The sequence below is a fragment of the Teredinibacter franksiae genome (assembly GCF_014218805.1).
Classification (GTDB): Bacteria; Pseudomonadota; Gammaproteobacteria; order Pseudomonadales; family Cellvibrionaceae; genus Teredinibacter; species Teredinibacter franksiae.
Window position 1 is genome coordinate 3,221,056 of the sequence record NZ_JACJUV010000001.1, and the last position, 12,521, is coordinate 3,233,576.

The following is a 12,521-nucleotide window of genomic DNA, read 5'->3' on the forward strand; positions in this document are numbered from 1 at the left end:
TTACGAAATTGCGCCTTGGCTGCTGTGGAGTCGCGCGTAGGGGCCGTTGTTTTTTAACAGTTCGTCGTGGGTGCCCGCTTCGAGCACCTCGCCTTGTTCGAGCACAACAATTTTGTCGGCGTTTTCGATGGTAGTAAGGCGGTGAGCAATAACCAGCGTTGTTCGGCCTCGGGTTAAATTTTCCAGCGCCTTTTGAATTTGTTTTTCCGACTCGTTATCCAGTGCCGAGGTCGCTTCGTCGAGAATCAGTATGGGGGCGTCTTTGTATAGTGCGCGGGCGATGGCAAGTCGCTGACGTTGACCGCCAGACAGACGATCGCCGCTCTCGCCAACTTTGGTGTCGTATCCCTGTTCAAGTTGGGTAATAAAGTGGTCGGCGTTAGCATTTTTTGCTGCGTCGATGGCTGTTTCACGGCACACCGTTTGGTCTTCACAGCCGTAGGCTATGTTGGCAACAACGCTGTCGTTAAAAAGAATGGTTTGCTGATTAACCAGTGCAATATTGTTGCGTAAATTGTGCAGCGAGAGTTCTCTTATATCAACACCGTCAATGGTAATGCTGCCGTGCTGCGGGTCGTAAAAGCGGAGTAATAAATTCACAATCGTGGATTTACCACTACCGGAGGCACCCACCAACGCTACTGTTTCACCAGGTCGAATCTGTAGGTTTAGGCTTTTGAGTGCCGGTTGTTCGGGCTGATAGCTGAAGCTAACAGCGTTGAACGAGATTTCGCCTTTAGGTGCATTGAGTTGCTTGCGGCCTGTGTCTTCAGCCAAGGGCATATCGAGCGTATCAAAAATGGTTTCTGCTGCGGCTAATCCGCGCTGTATGACGGAATTGATACTTGTGAGTTGTCGTGCGGGTTTGGCAATGCCGCCGGCAACCGAAACAAACATCACGGCGCGGGCTGCGGTATCGTCCCAAAATAGGAGCACTAATAAAAACAGTACCGCTAGTGCGCCGGCGATTACGAAATGCAGTACGGGGGTTTGTGCCGCGTGTACACGTTCAAACTTGATGCCGAAGCGCAGGTTCTCGTCGGTGGCACTGTTAAAACGTTTTTTCTCGAACGGTTCGCCGTTAAAGCTTTTAACCAGCTTTATTCCTTGAAAACTCTCCGTGGCAATGTGGGTGACCTTACCCACGGCTAATTGAATGCTCCGACTGACGCGACGAAAATACCGACTTGCCAGATAAATTAAACCACCAAGCAAGGGGATAACCGCTATAAAGACCAGTGTGAGCTGCCAGTTAAGGTAAAGCAGTACAGAGAGAAACGCGATAACTTGAAAACCGTCCTGAAATAATATTTTGGCGGCACGGGTTACGGAGCCGGTGACTTGCTCTATGTTGTAAATAATTAAAGAGACGAGTTCGCCGGAATTTTTTTCGTCGTAGTACCGCTGGGTAAGCCCCATCATGTGGCTAAAAACAGATTTACGTAAATCGTTGACAACGCCGAGGCCGACTCGGCTCATATAAAAATTGCCGAGAAAGCCGCCTATGCCACGAAACACCGCGAGAATGATAATCGACACGGGTACAAAATAGAGTGCGCTGGTTATTTCGCGGGGGATAAACCCAAAGGTGTTGGTGGGGCGGTTTTCGAGGTTGTTGAGAAAAAACTCGAGAATCATCGCCATTAACGCTTGGGTACCGGCAAATAGTGCAAAGCCGACAATGCTTATGATGAAGTAGCGGCGATATTCAAAGGCGTAGCCGAGTAAGCGGCGGTATAGGCCGGTTTGGTCGGCTGTTTGAACGCCTGGGTTTTCCACGTCGGTTGGCTCTGTGGCGTTGTTTGCTGTCATTTTTCCTCGCGCGGCGGCGAATTTACCACCTTAGTGAGCAAAGCATTGAGCTTTCAAAAATTTTGAATTGAAGCTTCGCCATGGATCGTGATGTTAGAGTAATGCAGGAACAATTGTCGAGATGAATTGGGGTACTCTAAAGGTGGCTGTTTTCTGTTCCTGTAATAACTGCATTTCTTTCTTCCGTGGCCGTCAGCACTAAAGCTGTTTTTTTGAAGCCCCGCTCTAGGGTTTGCATATTCGGAGTTGCTGCACTTGCAGCGGTGAATAAGCTGCAAAGGTAAAACCTTGTAGGCTCCAACCTCAACAATTGCGCCTGTATTGTTTTAATTCGTTACATTACCTCTTGTAACGATGTGCGGGGGTGACGTTTAGTTATGCTTGATTGCTCGCTCCCCCACCATCGGAGGAGCGAGGGCTGGTTATGACTTAACCGGATCTAACCACTCAGAGAACTGGTCTAGCCCACCGCGCACCGCGTCAAAATACATAGTTTGCAGCTTTTCGGTGATGGGGCCTCGATGCCCGGCGCCGATTATGCGGCCGTCCAGTTCGCGAATAGGCATAACTTCAGCGGCCGTGCCGGTGAAGAAGGCTTCGTCGGCCACATAGACTTCGTCGCGGGTTATACGCTTTTCGATTATCTGATAGCCGCAGGCGTGGGCCAGCTGGAACAGAGTGTTGCGGGTAATACCGTCTAGGCAGGAGGTCAGCTCGGGTGTGTAGATGATGCCGTCGCGTACGATAAAGACGTTCTCACCACTACCCTCGGCTACATAGCCTTCGGTGTCCAGCAGTAGGGCTTCGTCGCAGCCGCAATCCAGTGCTTCTTTTAGTGCGAGCATGGAGTTGATGTAGTGGCCGTTAGCTTTTGCCTTACACATGGAAATATTCACATGGTGGCGAGTGTAGCTGGAGACGCGTACCTTAATGCCGGTTTCTTTTAGCTCGGGTGCCATGTACGAAGGCCAGTCCCAGGCTGCGACAATGCAGTGGGTTTTCAGGTTGTCGGCACGCAGGCCCATGCCTTCTGAGCCATAAAATACCATGGGGCGCAGGTAGCACTCTTCGAGATTATTCTCGCGGATGACGGTTTTCTGCGCTTCGTTGAGTTCGTCTTTACTCCACTGCATTTCCATATTCATGATATGGGCTGAGCGGAACAGGCGGTCGGTGTGTTCTTTCAGACGAAATATGCTGGTTCCGTGTTTCCCGGCATTGTAGGCGCGCACACCTTCAAATACGCCCATGCCGTAGTGCAGGGTGTGGGTGAGGACGTGAACCTTGGCTTCGCGCCAAGGGATTAATTCTCCGTCGAACCAGATAACTCCATCGCGGTCAGCGAGTGACATTGTGTACTCCAAAATTTTGCGTTTGTCGGTCTACCGAATTTATGACTGAGCCTCTTTTGTCTCAGCTACCAATAGTGTTTTGCCACAGTTGCGCCACGGCTTCTCGTGCAAGTTTAACGTCTTCATCCAGATTGCCAGCCTGAATCAGGCTAGGCTGTTTCTGCAGGGTTAAACGATGACCAAGGGAGCGGTGAGCTTTATAGGCTTCTGTTAGCTTGTCGACCTCTTGAGCCGACATGAGGTTGGATTGCGCAAGGCTCTCCAGAATTCGGATGTTGTCCGTATACTGCGTTAACGCCGGTACCTTGTGTGCCCAGGCGAGAACGGCGTATTGAACCATAAATTCAATGTCAACGATACCGCCTCGATCCTGCTTAAGGTGGAATGCATGTGTACCACTATTAAGCTTGTCGCTGCCAAGGTGGGCGCGCATTTTCTCCCGCATCTCGCGTACATCGGTTTTAAGTTTACCCAGTTCGCGTTCCTGGCAAAGGATACGCGCGCGAACGTCATTAAACTGTTGGGCTAGCGCACTGTCTCCGGCGACGACGCGTGCACGCACCAACGCCTGGTGCTCCCAGGTCCAGGCTTCGGTTTGCTGGTATTTCTCGAAGGCTTTGAGCGTACTTACGAGCATGCCTGAATTGCCCGAAGGCCTGAGGCGCATATCGACCTCATACAGTTCGCCGGAAGACATCCGGGTGTTGAGCATGTGGATCATTTTTTGGCCCAAACGCATGTAGAAGGTTTGGTTGTCGAGTGGTTTTTTGTCGCGTGCGTCGCCGTCGGTGGCGCCCATGGGGTTGGCGTTGTGGATAAACACCAGGTCTAGGTCTGAACCGTGGCCCAGTTCGATGCCTCCCAGTTTGCCGTAACCCAATACTATAAAGTTGGGGGTACTGCGCTCGTCACCGTCGGGATAGCCATGTTTGTCAGTCATTTGCTGCCAGGCGGCATTGAGTGTGTAGTTGAGCAGGGCTTCTGCCAGCCATGTCAGGTAGTCACTTACTTTCATCAACGGCAGTGCGCCGCTAATTTCGCAGGCGGCCACCTGTAACGCATGGGCCGAGCGGAAATAACGCAGAGCTTCCATCTGCTCCTCTAGGTCGTCTTCATTGATGCGCAGCATGGTACGGCGCAGCTCGTCAACGAGTTCGGCTTTATCGGTTGCCCGGTACAGCGTGCGTAAGTCGAGTAGTTCATCAAGCAGCGCCGGGCGTGTAGCCAGTTCTTCGGCAAACCACACGCTTTCAGATGTCAGTTTTACTAACTGTTTCAAGGCGCCGGGGTTTTCGATGAGCAGTAATAAATAGGCGCTGCGACGGGCTACGGCTTTTACCAATTGCACAATACGGGTAAGGGTTGCGGTGGGGGTGGTGGTGTTGGCAAGTGCCGCCAGCAACCGTGGCATAAAGGCATCTAGTCGCTGGCGACTGGCCGGCTGCATGGTTGCGACGTTGGAGCACATGCGCAAGGATTCCAGTTCTTCTAGACTTTTCACCGGGTCTTCGTGGTTATGCTCCTGCAATAGTGCGATATAGCTATCTGGCTCGAGGGCGTCCTGCCAGATACAGCTCCAGTCACAATCGCCACTTAACTCAGCTTCAGGCTTATCATCGGGTGAGGCAATAACTTCGGCAAATTCGGTTTTCACGGTTTGTTGAAATTGCCCGAGTTTGTGGCTGAAGCTTGGCCAGTCGTCAAAGCCTAGCACCTGAGCAATGCCCCGCTGTTGGTCGGGGTCGTCGGGCAGCTTTTGGGTTTGTTTGTCTTGAAAGCCCTGTATCGCGTGCTCGGTATTGCGTAAAAATTTGTAGGCTTCGATTAACTCGGCGGCTTTGCCCTTAGGCAGGCAGTTCAGTTCTTCTAGCAGCGGTAGAATCAACATCAGACGATTGTCTTGCAGCTGGGTATCACGGCCGCCCCGAATTAGCTGAAAGGCTTGGGCAATAAATTCAATTTCACGAATACCGCCGGCGCCGAGTTTTACGTCGTGGGTGAGTTTGCGCCTAGCCACTTCTTGATTGATTTTTTGCTTTAGGTCGCGCAGGGCTTCTATAACTGAAAAATCTACATAGCGGCGGTAGGTGAAGCTAGTGATAAGTTGTTTCAGTACAGTGATTGCGCCATCGCTGATATCGGTGTTTTTGTGGGTGCTGGCCACAACTTTTGCCTTGATCATGGCGTAGCGTTCCCACTCGCGGCCCTGGGTTTGGTAGTAGTCTTCTAAGGCGCTGAAGTGGCTGACGAGCGCACCGCTCTGGCCGAAGGGGCGCAGGCGCATATCCACACGAAACACAAAGCCATCGGCGGTGGTGTTATCCAAGCTCTGAATCAGTGCCTTGCCGAGATGAATAAAAAACTCTTGATTACTGAGCGGGCGCTGTCCATCGGTTTCGCCGGTGTCGGGGTAGGCGAAAATCAAGTCGATATCCGACGATAAATTCAATTCGCCTGCACCAAGTTTACCCATGCCAATGACTAACATAGGTTGCACCTCACTCTCGCGGTTTTTCGGTTCGCCGTGTTTTCCTACCAACAGTTTGTAGTGAAAGTCCATTGCCTGCTGAATACAAATTTCCGCCAGCCAGCTGAGTTCCTGAGTGGTTTGCAGGGTGTCTACGAGGCGATTGAAATCTCGCCAGATAATGCCTGTCATTGCGGTATTACGAAGCTGGCGTAAGGCTTGGTTTAATTCATCTGGGGAGTCACAATTCTGCAGTCGCTTGGTACAGTCGCTGAGGTAGTGTTCGAAATTTCGAGGTGCGTTAATAGTGCCGTCTATCATGCACGCCATCAGCTCGGGGTTCTTTTCGAGCTGCTGCTGAACAAACTCGCTATTGCTAACAGCGCGGAGAAAGGCCGGGTGAATCGAGGTTGTTGAGCTCAACCTTCCCAGTAAAGCCGTTTGTTCGAAGCGAATGGTGGCATCCTTCAGTCGTTCAATAAAACGGTTGAAGTGTTCACAGCGGGCTTGGCTATAGCCAAGATCTTCCAGTAGCGGTATTAGGGAGCTCAGCATTATTAATGTTCTCGGGCTGACGGTTTGTGAATGTATAACTATTTTAAGGGTAGATGATGTTTGTTGTTGAAAGAAACACCCAGTGTGCACCTTCATCCTGAAGGCGATCAAAAAGCAGGAAAAGCGGGTTGCCCCAGCGCCAGTCTCCAGCTTTACGGCGTAAGGGCACGGCGTTCTTATCTAGCGTGGCACGGGTGTTGGTTTACCTAGTAGGGCTCCGACAAGGCCTATTTGACTGTTGGTGCCACACGAGGGTCGATAGAAGACGTTTTTCAACTGACGTTAATTGTAAAGGTAAAAGAACACCAGCCCGAAGAGATTTCGTGGCTGATCGCTGACATTGCTTTCTTTTTACTTCTCCATTTGCCCCCTATGACCGCAGTGGCCGGAGCGCTTGGTAAAAGTACAGGGGATTACGCTGTAAAGTATTACGGAGACTCAAGAATAAATAAGCCGCCGTGTGCGGCTTATCTATGTGCGGTATTTACGGTTGGCTTACCAGTAGCGGTGGTTCAGACAGCGTGCAGTTTTCAATAGTGCCGACCTTCGGCGAATAGCACAGACCTTTGTTTTTTAATTCACCGCTGCTTTTTAGGTAGGCCACATATATGCTGCCATCTTCGCGTGTCAAGCGAATCCGGTTATTCACAAAAATTTCAGTGGAGCGACTGCCGTTGGGGAGTGTGACCTGCTGCTCTCCGTGGCTAGTACCCATATGGGTTTCACCTTCAATAATCATCCCTTTGGCGTATTCGAATCGGTGCTGACCGTGCTCGAAAGCATATAAAAACTCGCCTTCAGATGACTTGAAATTTTGATCTTTCGGATAGTCTATTCGGCCTTTTCCGCTGATGGTGCCGTCACTGAATTCACCCGTATATTTATATGCATTACTGGCAGTAAACGTGGCGGGGCCTTCAAGCTTCCCTGAAACCCAGTTGCCCTCTGCAACACTGCCGCTTTGCATGGCCAATGCGCCTTGGCCGTGGGGCAGGTTGTTGTGAACGCTCCCTTTGTAATAGGAGCCGTCGTCATAGGTGAGCTTTTGTTTTTCGCTGGAAACCGGTTTTGCCAGTGCTTGGGCGCGCAGGTTAAAGGCCTCGAGCACAAAACGGCCATAGCCGCTATCGATCCATTTGTTGGGGGCTACGGTGGCGTACTTCCGCAGAAGCATAGTCACGGTTTCTGGTTGCTTTAGTTTTACGCTGCAATCCAGTTCGTTCAAAATGTGTTTAGATTTATCTCCGTGGAGTAGGCGGACAGATTCGGCGGCTATGCAGGCTTCCTTGAGGTAGGTTGGGTTGTTTTCAGCGATGTTTTCGGCAAGGTTTGCCAGGGCGTAGTAGGCGCGAGCATTGTACCTATCTTGCTTCAGTACTTTGCGCAAGGTTTTGCGCCCGCTGCGAATGGTTTCTTGCGTATTTGGGGCGCCAACTAAAAACTGTCGGTACGCTTCTTTCAGCAAGTTCGCGCCTTTCAATACTTGCAGTGACGGGTTGTCTGGATGTTCGGCCAGAATTTGGTCTAGATTTACTTGGGTATTGGTTTCGTTTTTCGCTGGCCGCAATAGTAGTTTTGCGTATAGCAGCTCGATATCACCAGGGTTTAACTGCAGTGCCTCATCGAGCAACAGATGTTTTTCGTCTGTTTTTTTATAATTGAGCCGAGATACGGTTTTTGCAATCGCTTTTGCGGCTGCGGCTTTGTCGAGTTTCACCAGCGTGATGTCAGTCTCAGGGAATTGGATTCCACCTTCGCCAACAGGGTATTTCCAGCGCATATGTGTGGGGCCAGTGATGTATTTATACATGGCTTGGTCCATATCCGCATAGCTAATACCGTTATAGGCAAGCTTGAATGCTGAGTCGACGCTTTTGCCTTCGTTTAGCCAATCAATATAGTGTGCCGTTTGGTTGGCAAGCTCCATAGATGAGTGGAGGTAGTGGTAGGCCCATACCGAGCGGGCATAAAATTTTGAGAAGGTACGCTTTTTATCCTGATTGGTTTTGCCACTGTTTTCGTCGCGCCAGGACTTGCGGCTATTACGTGTTTTTAGCAGGTCTTCAATATCAATTTTCTGATATTTTGTATAGCTGCGGTTCATAAGGCTATAGCTTCTTAGTCGAATAATACCAGTATCCCCAACGGAGACTAAGTTGCCTTTCTCAATGAAGCGAAAGGTGGCCATATATTCGGCGGTGGCTTCACTGAACCAGAGCGGGTAGATGTGGCGCCCAAACTTGGACTGTGCGGCATAGTGCACAAATTCGTGCATCACGATATGGTTGCCCCAGCCTTTATGGGTGTCACTGGTGGAGTATCCGGTGGCATTGGCGATAAAAAATGAGCCGTCAATATGATGGTAAAATATGCCTCCGATGCCTTCACCCAAATCCAGAGACTTGAAGTTTTTTTTCTTAGATAGGGCAAGAATGGTTAATGGGGGTACACTCTCATACAGGGTTTCGCCTATTTGAAGAGAAATGAAATGGCGAAATTGTTCTAGATCTTGAGCCATTTTTTTTGCGACCGCCGGTTTTGCATCGGTCACAATATCGACGTGGGGTGAGGTGACCCGAAGCCAGTCCTGTTTAGCTAATTTATCAAGCTTAATGCTTGCGTTTGCTGGAAAGGCGAGAGCTAGGCTCAGCAGCCCGACCGCTACAATCAGTTTTCTCATTGTTAGCCCCCCCGGGGATTCTTGTTTTATTGTCTTTTGTGATTGGACGCTAACAACTTTTGCTTAGGGAGTCCATCTTGCCGGGCAGGGGGTGGCGTTTTTTGTGTAAGTTTTCTGACCGAGGTTAAGCGCTAAAGGGGGGCTAGCCAGAGTGTGGTCGACCTTGCTAGGTAAATATCACCGTTTGATTCCTACCGCCATCCTTGGCCTGATAGAGGCCCTTGTCGGTTTGTTCTAGCCATTCATCTGCAGAGGACACAGATGGATTTAGCACGGCGATACCCAGGCTTACGGTGTAGTGAATGGTGTGTTCTTCGTATTGAATGGTGAGCGACTCTATTGCCTTACGCAGCCGTTCACACATGATTTTGGCTCCTTCGGCATCGGTGTTGGGTAAAATTATCACAAACTCTTCACCGCCATAACGGCCTGAAACATCGATTTCACGCTGATTATCACGCAGGGCGTCGGCAGTTTGACGTATCACTTCATCGCCCGCTGGGTGGCCGTAAGAGTCGTTAACACGTTTAAAATGGTCGATATCGAACATCACCAAACTACTTGGATGCTTATGCCTTTTGTAGCGTGCGAACTCTAACTCCAGTTCCTGCTGCCAGGCCTTGCGGTTTAGCAAGCGGGTTAAACCGTCGGTGCGGCTGAGTGTGTGCAATTGGGCGTTTGCCTCCTGCAGTTGCAGGCGGTTTACGGCAACTTCGGTTACATCGTAAACAATGAGGCATATTTGCTCGACTTCACCGCGGGTGTTGGTGAGCGGAATAATGGTGCTATTTTGGTACATGAAATCCGCGATACTGGTAATGGGCCGGTAGCTTTCGAAACGAAATAAATACGGCCGCTGCTCCCATGTGGTGAAGGCGGAGTTTTCCAGTACAAACACGGCTTCCGCCTTACGGCGAAACCAAGCTTCGGGTAACTCAGGGAATAATTGAAAGATATTTTTATGAAGGACTTCGTCGGGCATGCGAGCGCTGTGGTTCTGCATAAAGCCGTTCCACAGGTTTATCTCAAATTCCTTGTTGAGGATAACTAGACCCACATCGATATCCTGCAGGACATCCATCAGCCAGTGAAAATCGCTCAAAAAATCTTGTGCTGAATCTGTCATGGAGTTTGGTTGCTTTTCGGGGCCCTTGTTAATACAGCAGGTAGTCAAGTTTTTTCAATAATATATCCAATGAAGAATCTGTTAAAACGATCAATAGGTCACAGTTAACATTATAGCCTTCTAGCTGATAGTTGATCTCTGTTACTAGCGCATGATCCCAGCGGTTATTATTTTGCTGGATGATTTCTGTTAAATGCATATGTTGGCCCAGCACCATGGGGGGGCCGTAGCTGAACTCTAGGTCAATTTGCTCGGCAATACCTTTTAGGCAGGCGCCAAACAGCACATTGGTGGTGTCCATTAGCAGCTCGCGTTCGGCATGCTCGTCGAGCTCATCGTCGTACTTCATTAACTTTGCGAGGTCGGAAAAGCTGGTATCGTTAAAGATAATCATCGCTTCACCGGAGATACCGCCGCCGATGAAGCCTTGGCAAACGCCGGATACCGAGTCGTTGCCGTCAATGGAGTTTAGCGCCATGGCTATATCGGAAGGGGCCATAACCTCGATGTGAGGAATAGAAAGTACTACAAATGTGCCCAGCAGCCGCGCCAGACGATCACCTGCCTGCCCCATGGCCACATTAGTGATCTCCTGGAGGCAGTCGCGGTGGTCTTCTGTAAGGTTGAGAATAGAGCTCATACTGATTTCGGCGTAAACAAGAGTCGTAATATCTATTCTAGTCGTGTGCCGCTAAAATGCCGGAAAATTTCTAAGGGACCTGTTGAACCTGGCCTTAGGGAAGGTGGGTATTGGCGGTACGGGTTCCCGGCTAACACGCTAACAAATAGGTATACAGATGTTGAAGTACGAAATACTGCCGGTCACAGCATTTCAGCAGAATTGTTCACTGATCTGGTGCGATGAAACGCTGCAAGCCGCTGTAGTCGATCCGGGCGGGGATGTGGCGCAAATTCAGACGTTGATCGAGCGCCGTGGCGTTAAAGTGGTAAAAATTCTACTTACCCATGGGCATATGGACCATGTTGGCGGTACGGCAGAGCTTAAAGGTTTGCTTGAGGTACCGGTTGTTGGGCCTCACAAAGAGGACTTGTTCTGGATTGCCGCTTTAGACCAGCAGGCTCAAATGATGGGGTTTTCCAAGGTGGAGGGCTTTGAGCCTGAGCAGTGGTTGGAGCACGGGGATACCATTGCGTTGGGTAATTTGGTGATCCAGGTATTGCACTGTCCAGGGCACACACCGGGGCATATTGTGTTGTTTGAGCCGCAAAGCAAAATGGCGTTCGTGGGGGATGTGCTCTTTCACGGTTCTATAGGGCGAACGGATTTCCCCAAGGGGGACCAAGCTACCCTAGTAAACGCGATCAAAACACGCCTTTGGCCATTGGGGAACGATGTCACTTTCGTGCCCGGCCATGGGCCGCTCTCTACTTTTGGTGCTGAGCGAGCCAGTAATCCCTTTGTGGGGGATTAGGCCCTTGATGCTATCCGTATGGCGGGCGCTGCAGGTTGTAAAAGGGGAGCAAGGATTGGCCGTTGATGGGCAAAATAAGGCCTGTTGCTTGGATAATCATTGGCCTACATTTACACTGCTTTTGCTCTTCCCATATGGCTTTCTCTCTTCCACTGCACACAGCTGGTGACTAATATGACGGATACCCCTGAAATGCTCGGCGAAGACCACGACGAAAATTACGATATATTCATAGAAGACGCGCTTGAAACCGGTTGCGTATGGGGGTTGGAGCACAGTGAAGGCTGGGCTATTTGCCCCTCGAATAAGAATGAAACGCTAGATGTGATGCCCATGTGGTCACAACCGGAATATGCTGAGTTTCACTGTCGCCAGGAGTGGAAAGATTACAAGCCTGTACCTATCGCTGTGGAAGAGCTGCTGGATGACTGGCTACCGGGTATGCATGAGGACTTGCTGTTAATTGGCCCCAACTGGAATACCGAGTTGGAAGGGCTAGAAGTGGAACCGCTGGATCTGCTTGAAGACGTTGATCGCTCGGCTGCCGATTCGGCCTGACTATTTTTTTAAGTGTTTTTCCAATATCAATGACTGCAGTTGTTTCATCACCGCACTGGTGTCTTCGCCATTGTCGCGCAGGTAGCGAATAGTTTTGTTCTTACCTACAAAGACAACCCCTGGCGTACCTGCAATGCCGTAGCGCTTGGCAACCGCTTCGGCTTTTAGTAGCAGAGAGAGGTCGATATTGCGGCTATCGAAGTATCCTACTGGGTCGCCATCTTCCCATATGTTCATGGCAAATATCTTCACGGGCTCTTTGGATAGAGATGTTTTAAACAGGTTGAGCTCGGGCAGTAATTCGCGACAAAACTGGCACCAACTGGCCCAGAACACCATTATCACTTCGTTGCCCGAATCGAGTTCGCTGTAGAGTGAATGCACGTCGCCTTCAATATCGCTTAGCATCCAGTTAGGTGCCGTCATGCCCTGTTTGAGCGTCGACGAAGGGCCACTAGCCTGTGTTTGCAGGCTTGCCACTAGGGTTAGTGCGACTAAAAATTGAACAACAAAGCGAAGCATCGGGTGAATTTAAACC

The 12,521-nt window shown here is 50.2% G+C and carries 9 protein-coding genes; 2 read left to right on the forward strand and 7 right to left on the reverse strand.

Annotated features, from left to right (window positions below; genetic code table 11):
* The 6 genes from msbA to H5336_RS13685 all read right to left on the reverse strand — a co-directional run bounded on the left by msbA (window position 1) and on the right by H5336_RS13685 (window position 10,632).
* Entirely contained in the window at window positions 1-1,812 is a 1,812-nt protein-coding gene (gene msbA, locus H5336_RS13660) for a lipid A export permease/ATP-binding protein MsbA (RefSeq protein WP_185234828.1), read from the reverse strand.
* Between the two features lie 422 nt (window positions 1,813-2,234).
* Window positions 2,235-3,164, reverse strand: coding sequence for a branched-chain amino acid transaminase (locus H5336_RS13665; RefSeq protein WP_185234829.1), 930 nt, complete (start codon window positions 3,162-3,164; stop codon window positions 2,235-2,237).
* A 61-nt stretch (window positions 3,165-3,225) separates the two neighbouring features.
* On the reverse strand, window positions 3,226-6,186 hold the full coding sequence (gene glnE, locus H5336_RS13670) for a bifunctional [glutamate--ammonia ligase]-adenylyl-L-tyrosine phosphorylase/[glutamate--ammonia-ligase] adenylyltransferase (RefSeq protein ID WP_185234830.1): 2,961 nt from the start codon (window positions 6,184-6,186) through the stop codon (window positions 3,226-3,228).
* 484 nt (window positions 6,187-6,670) lie between these two features.
* The gene (locus H5336_RS13675) at window positions 6,671-8,866 is read right to left on the reverse strand and encodes a hypothetical protein (protein WP_185234831.1); all 2,196 of its coding nucleotides are present in this window, start codon (window positions 8,864-8,866) and stop codon (window positions 6,671-6,673) included.
* Window positions 8,867-9,032: 166 nt separating this feature from the next.
* Entirely contained in the window at window positions 9,033-9,992 is a 960-nt protein-coding gene (locus H5336_RS13680; RefSeq protein ID WP_185234832.1) for a GGDEF domain-containing protein, read from the reverse strand.
* Between the two features lie 28 nt (window positions 9,993-10,020).
* The gene (locus H5336_RS13685) at window positions 10,021-10,632 is read right to left on the reverse strand and encodes a histidine kinase (RefSeq protein ID WP_185234833.1); all 612 of its coding nucleotides are present in this window, start codon (window positions 10,630-10,632) and stop codon (window positions 10,021-10,023) included.
* A gap of 157 nt (window positions 10,633-10,789) precedes the next feature.
* On the opposite strand from H5336_RS13685, the gene H5336_RS13690 reads away from it, so the two are divergent.
* Both H5336_RS13690 and H5336_RS13695 read left to right on the forward strand, forming a co-directional pair.
* Window positions 10,790-11,425 carry an MBL fold metallo-hydrolase gene (locus H5336_RS13690; RefSeq protein ID WP_185234834.1) on the forward strand — a complete coding sequence of 212 codons (636 nt, stop codon included), beginning with the start codon at window positions 10,790-10,792 and terminating at the stop codon, window positions 11,423-11,425.
* Between the two features lie 174 nt (window positions 11,426-11,599).
* Window positions 11,600-11,983 (forward strand): DUF2750 domain-containing protein, encoded by a 384-nt coding sequence (locus tag H5336_RS13695; protein WP_185234835.1) that lies wholly within the window; start codon window positions 11,600-11,602, stop codon window positions 11,981-11,983.
* Here H5336_RS13695 and H5336_RS13700 read toward each other — a convergent pair whose 3' ends face one another.
* The gene (locus H5336_RS13700) at window positions 11,984-12,505 is read right to left on the reverse strand and encodes a TlpA family protein disulfide reductase (protein WP_185234836.1); all 522 of its coding nucleotides are present in this window, start codon (window positions 12,503-12,505) and stop codon (window positions 11,984-11,986) included.
* Between the last annotated feature and the right edge of the window lie 16 nt (window positions 12,506-12,521).

Excerpts from the sequence above, each read along its gene's own strand:
- H5336_RS13695 (WP_185234835.1), top strand. The coding sequence starts at position 11,600 with ATGACGGATACCCCTGAAATGCTCGGCGAAGACCACGACGAAAATTAC.
- H5336_RS13665 (WP_185234829.1), bottom strand. The coding sequence starts at position 3,164 with ATGTCACTCGCTGACCGCGATGGAGTTATCTGGTTCGACGGAGAATTA.
- H5336_RS13700 (WP_185234836.1), bottom strand. The coding sequence starts at position 12,505 with ATGCTTCGCTTTGTTGTTCAATTTTTAGTCGCACTAACCCTAGTGGCA.
- H5336_RS13680 (WP_185234832.1), bottom strand. The coding sequence starts at position 9,992 with ATGACAGATTCAGCACAAGATTTTTTGAGCGATTTTCACTGGCTGATG.
- H5336_RS13690 (WP_185234834.1), top strand. The coding sequence starts at position 10,790 with ATGTTGAAGTACGAAATACTGCCGGTCACAGCATTTCAGCAGAATTGT.
- H5336_RS13675 (WP_185234831.1), bottom strand. The coding sequence starts at position 8,866 with ATGAGAAAACTGATTGTAGCGGTCGGGCTGCTGAGCCTAGCTCTCGCC.
- H5336_RS13685 (WP_185234833.1), bottom strand. The coding sequence starts at position 10,632 with ATGAGCTCTATTCTCAACCTTACAGAAGACCACCGCGACTGCCTCCAG.
- glnE (WP_185234830.1), bottom strand. The coding sequence starts at position 6,186 with ATGCTGAGCTCCCTAATACCGCTACTGGAAGATCTTGGCTATAGCCAA.
- msbA (WP_185234828.1), bottom strand. The coding sequence starts at position 1,812 with ATGACAGCAAACAACGCCACAGAGCCAACCGACGTGGAAAACCCAGGC.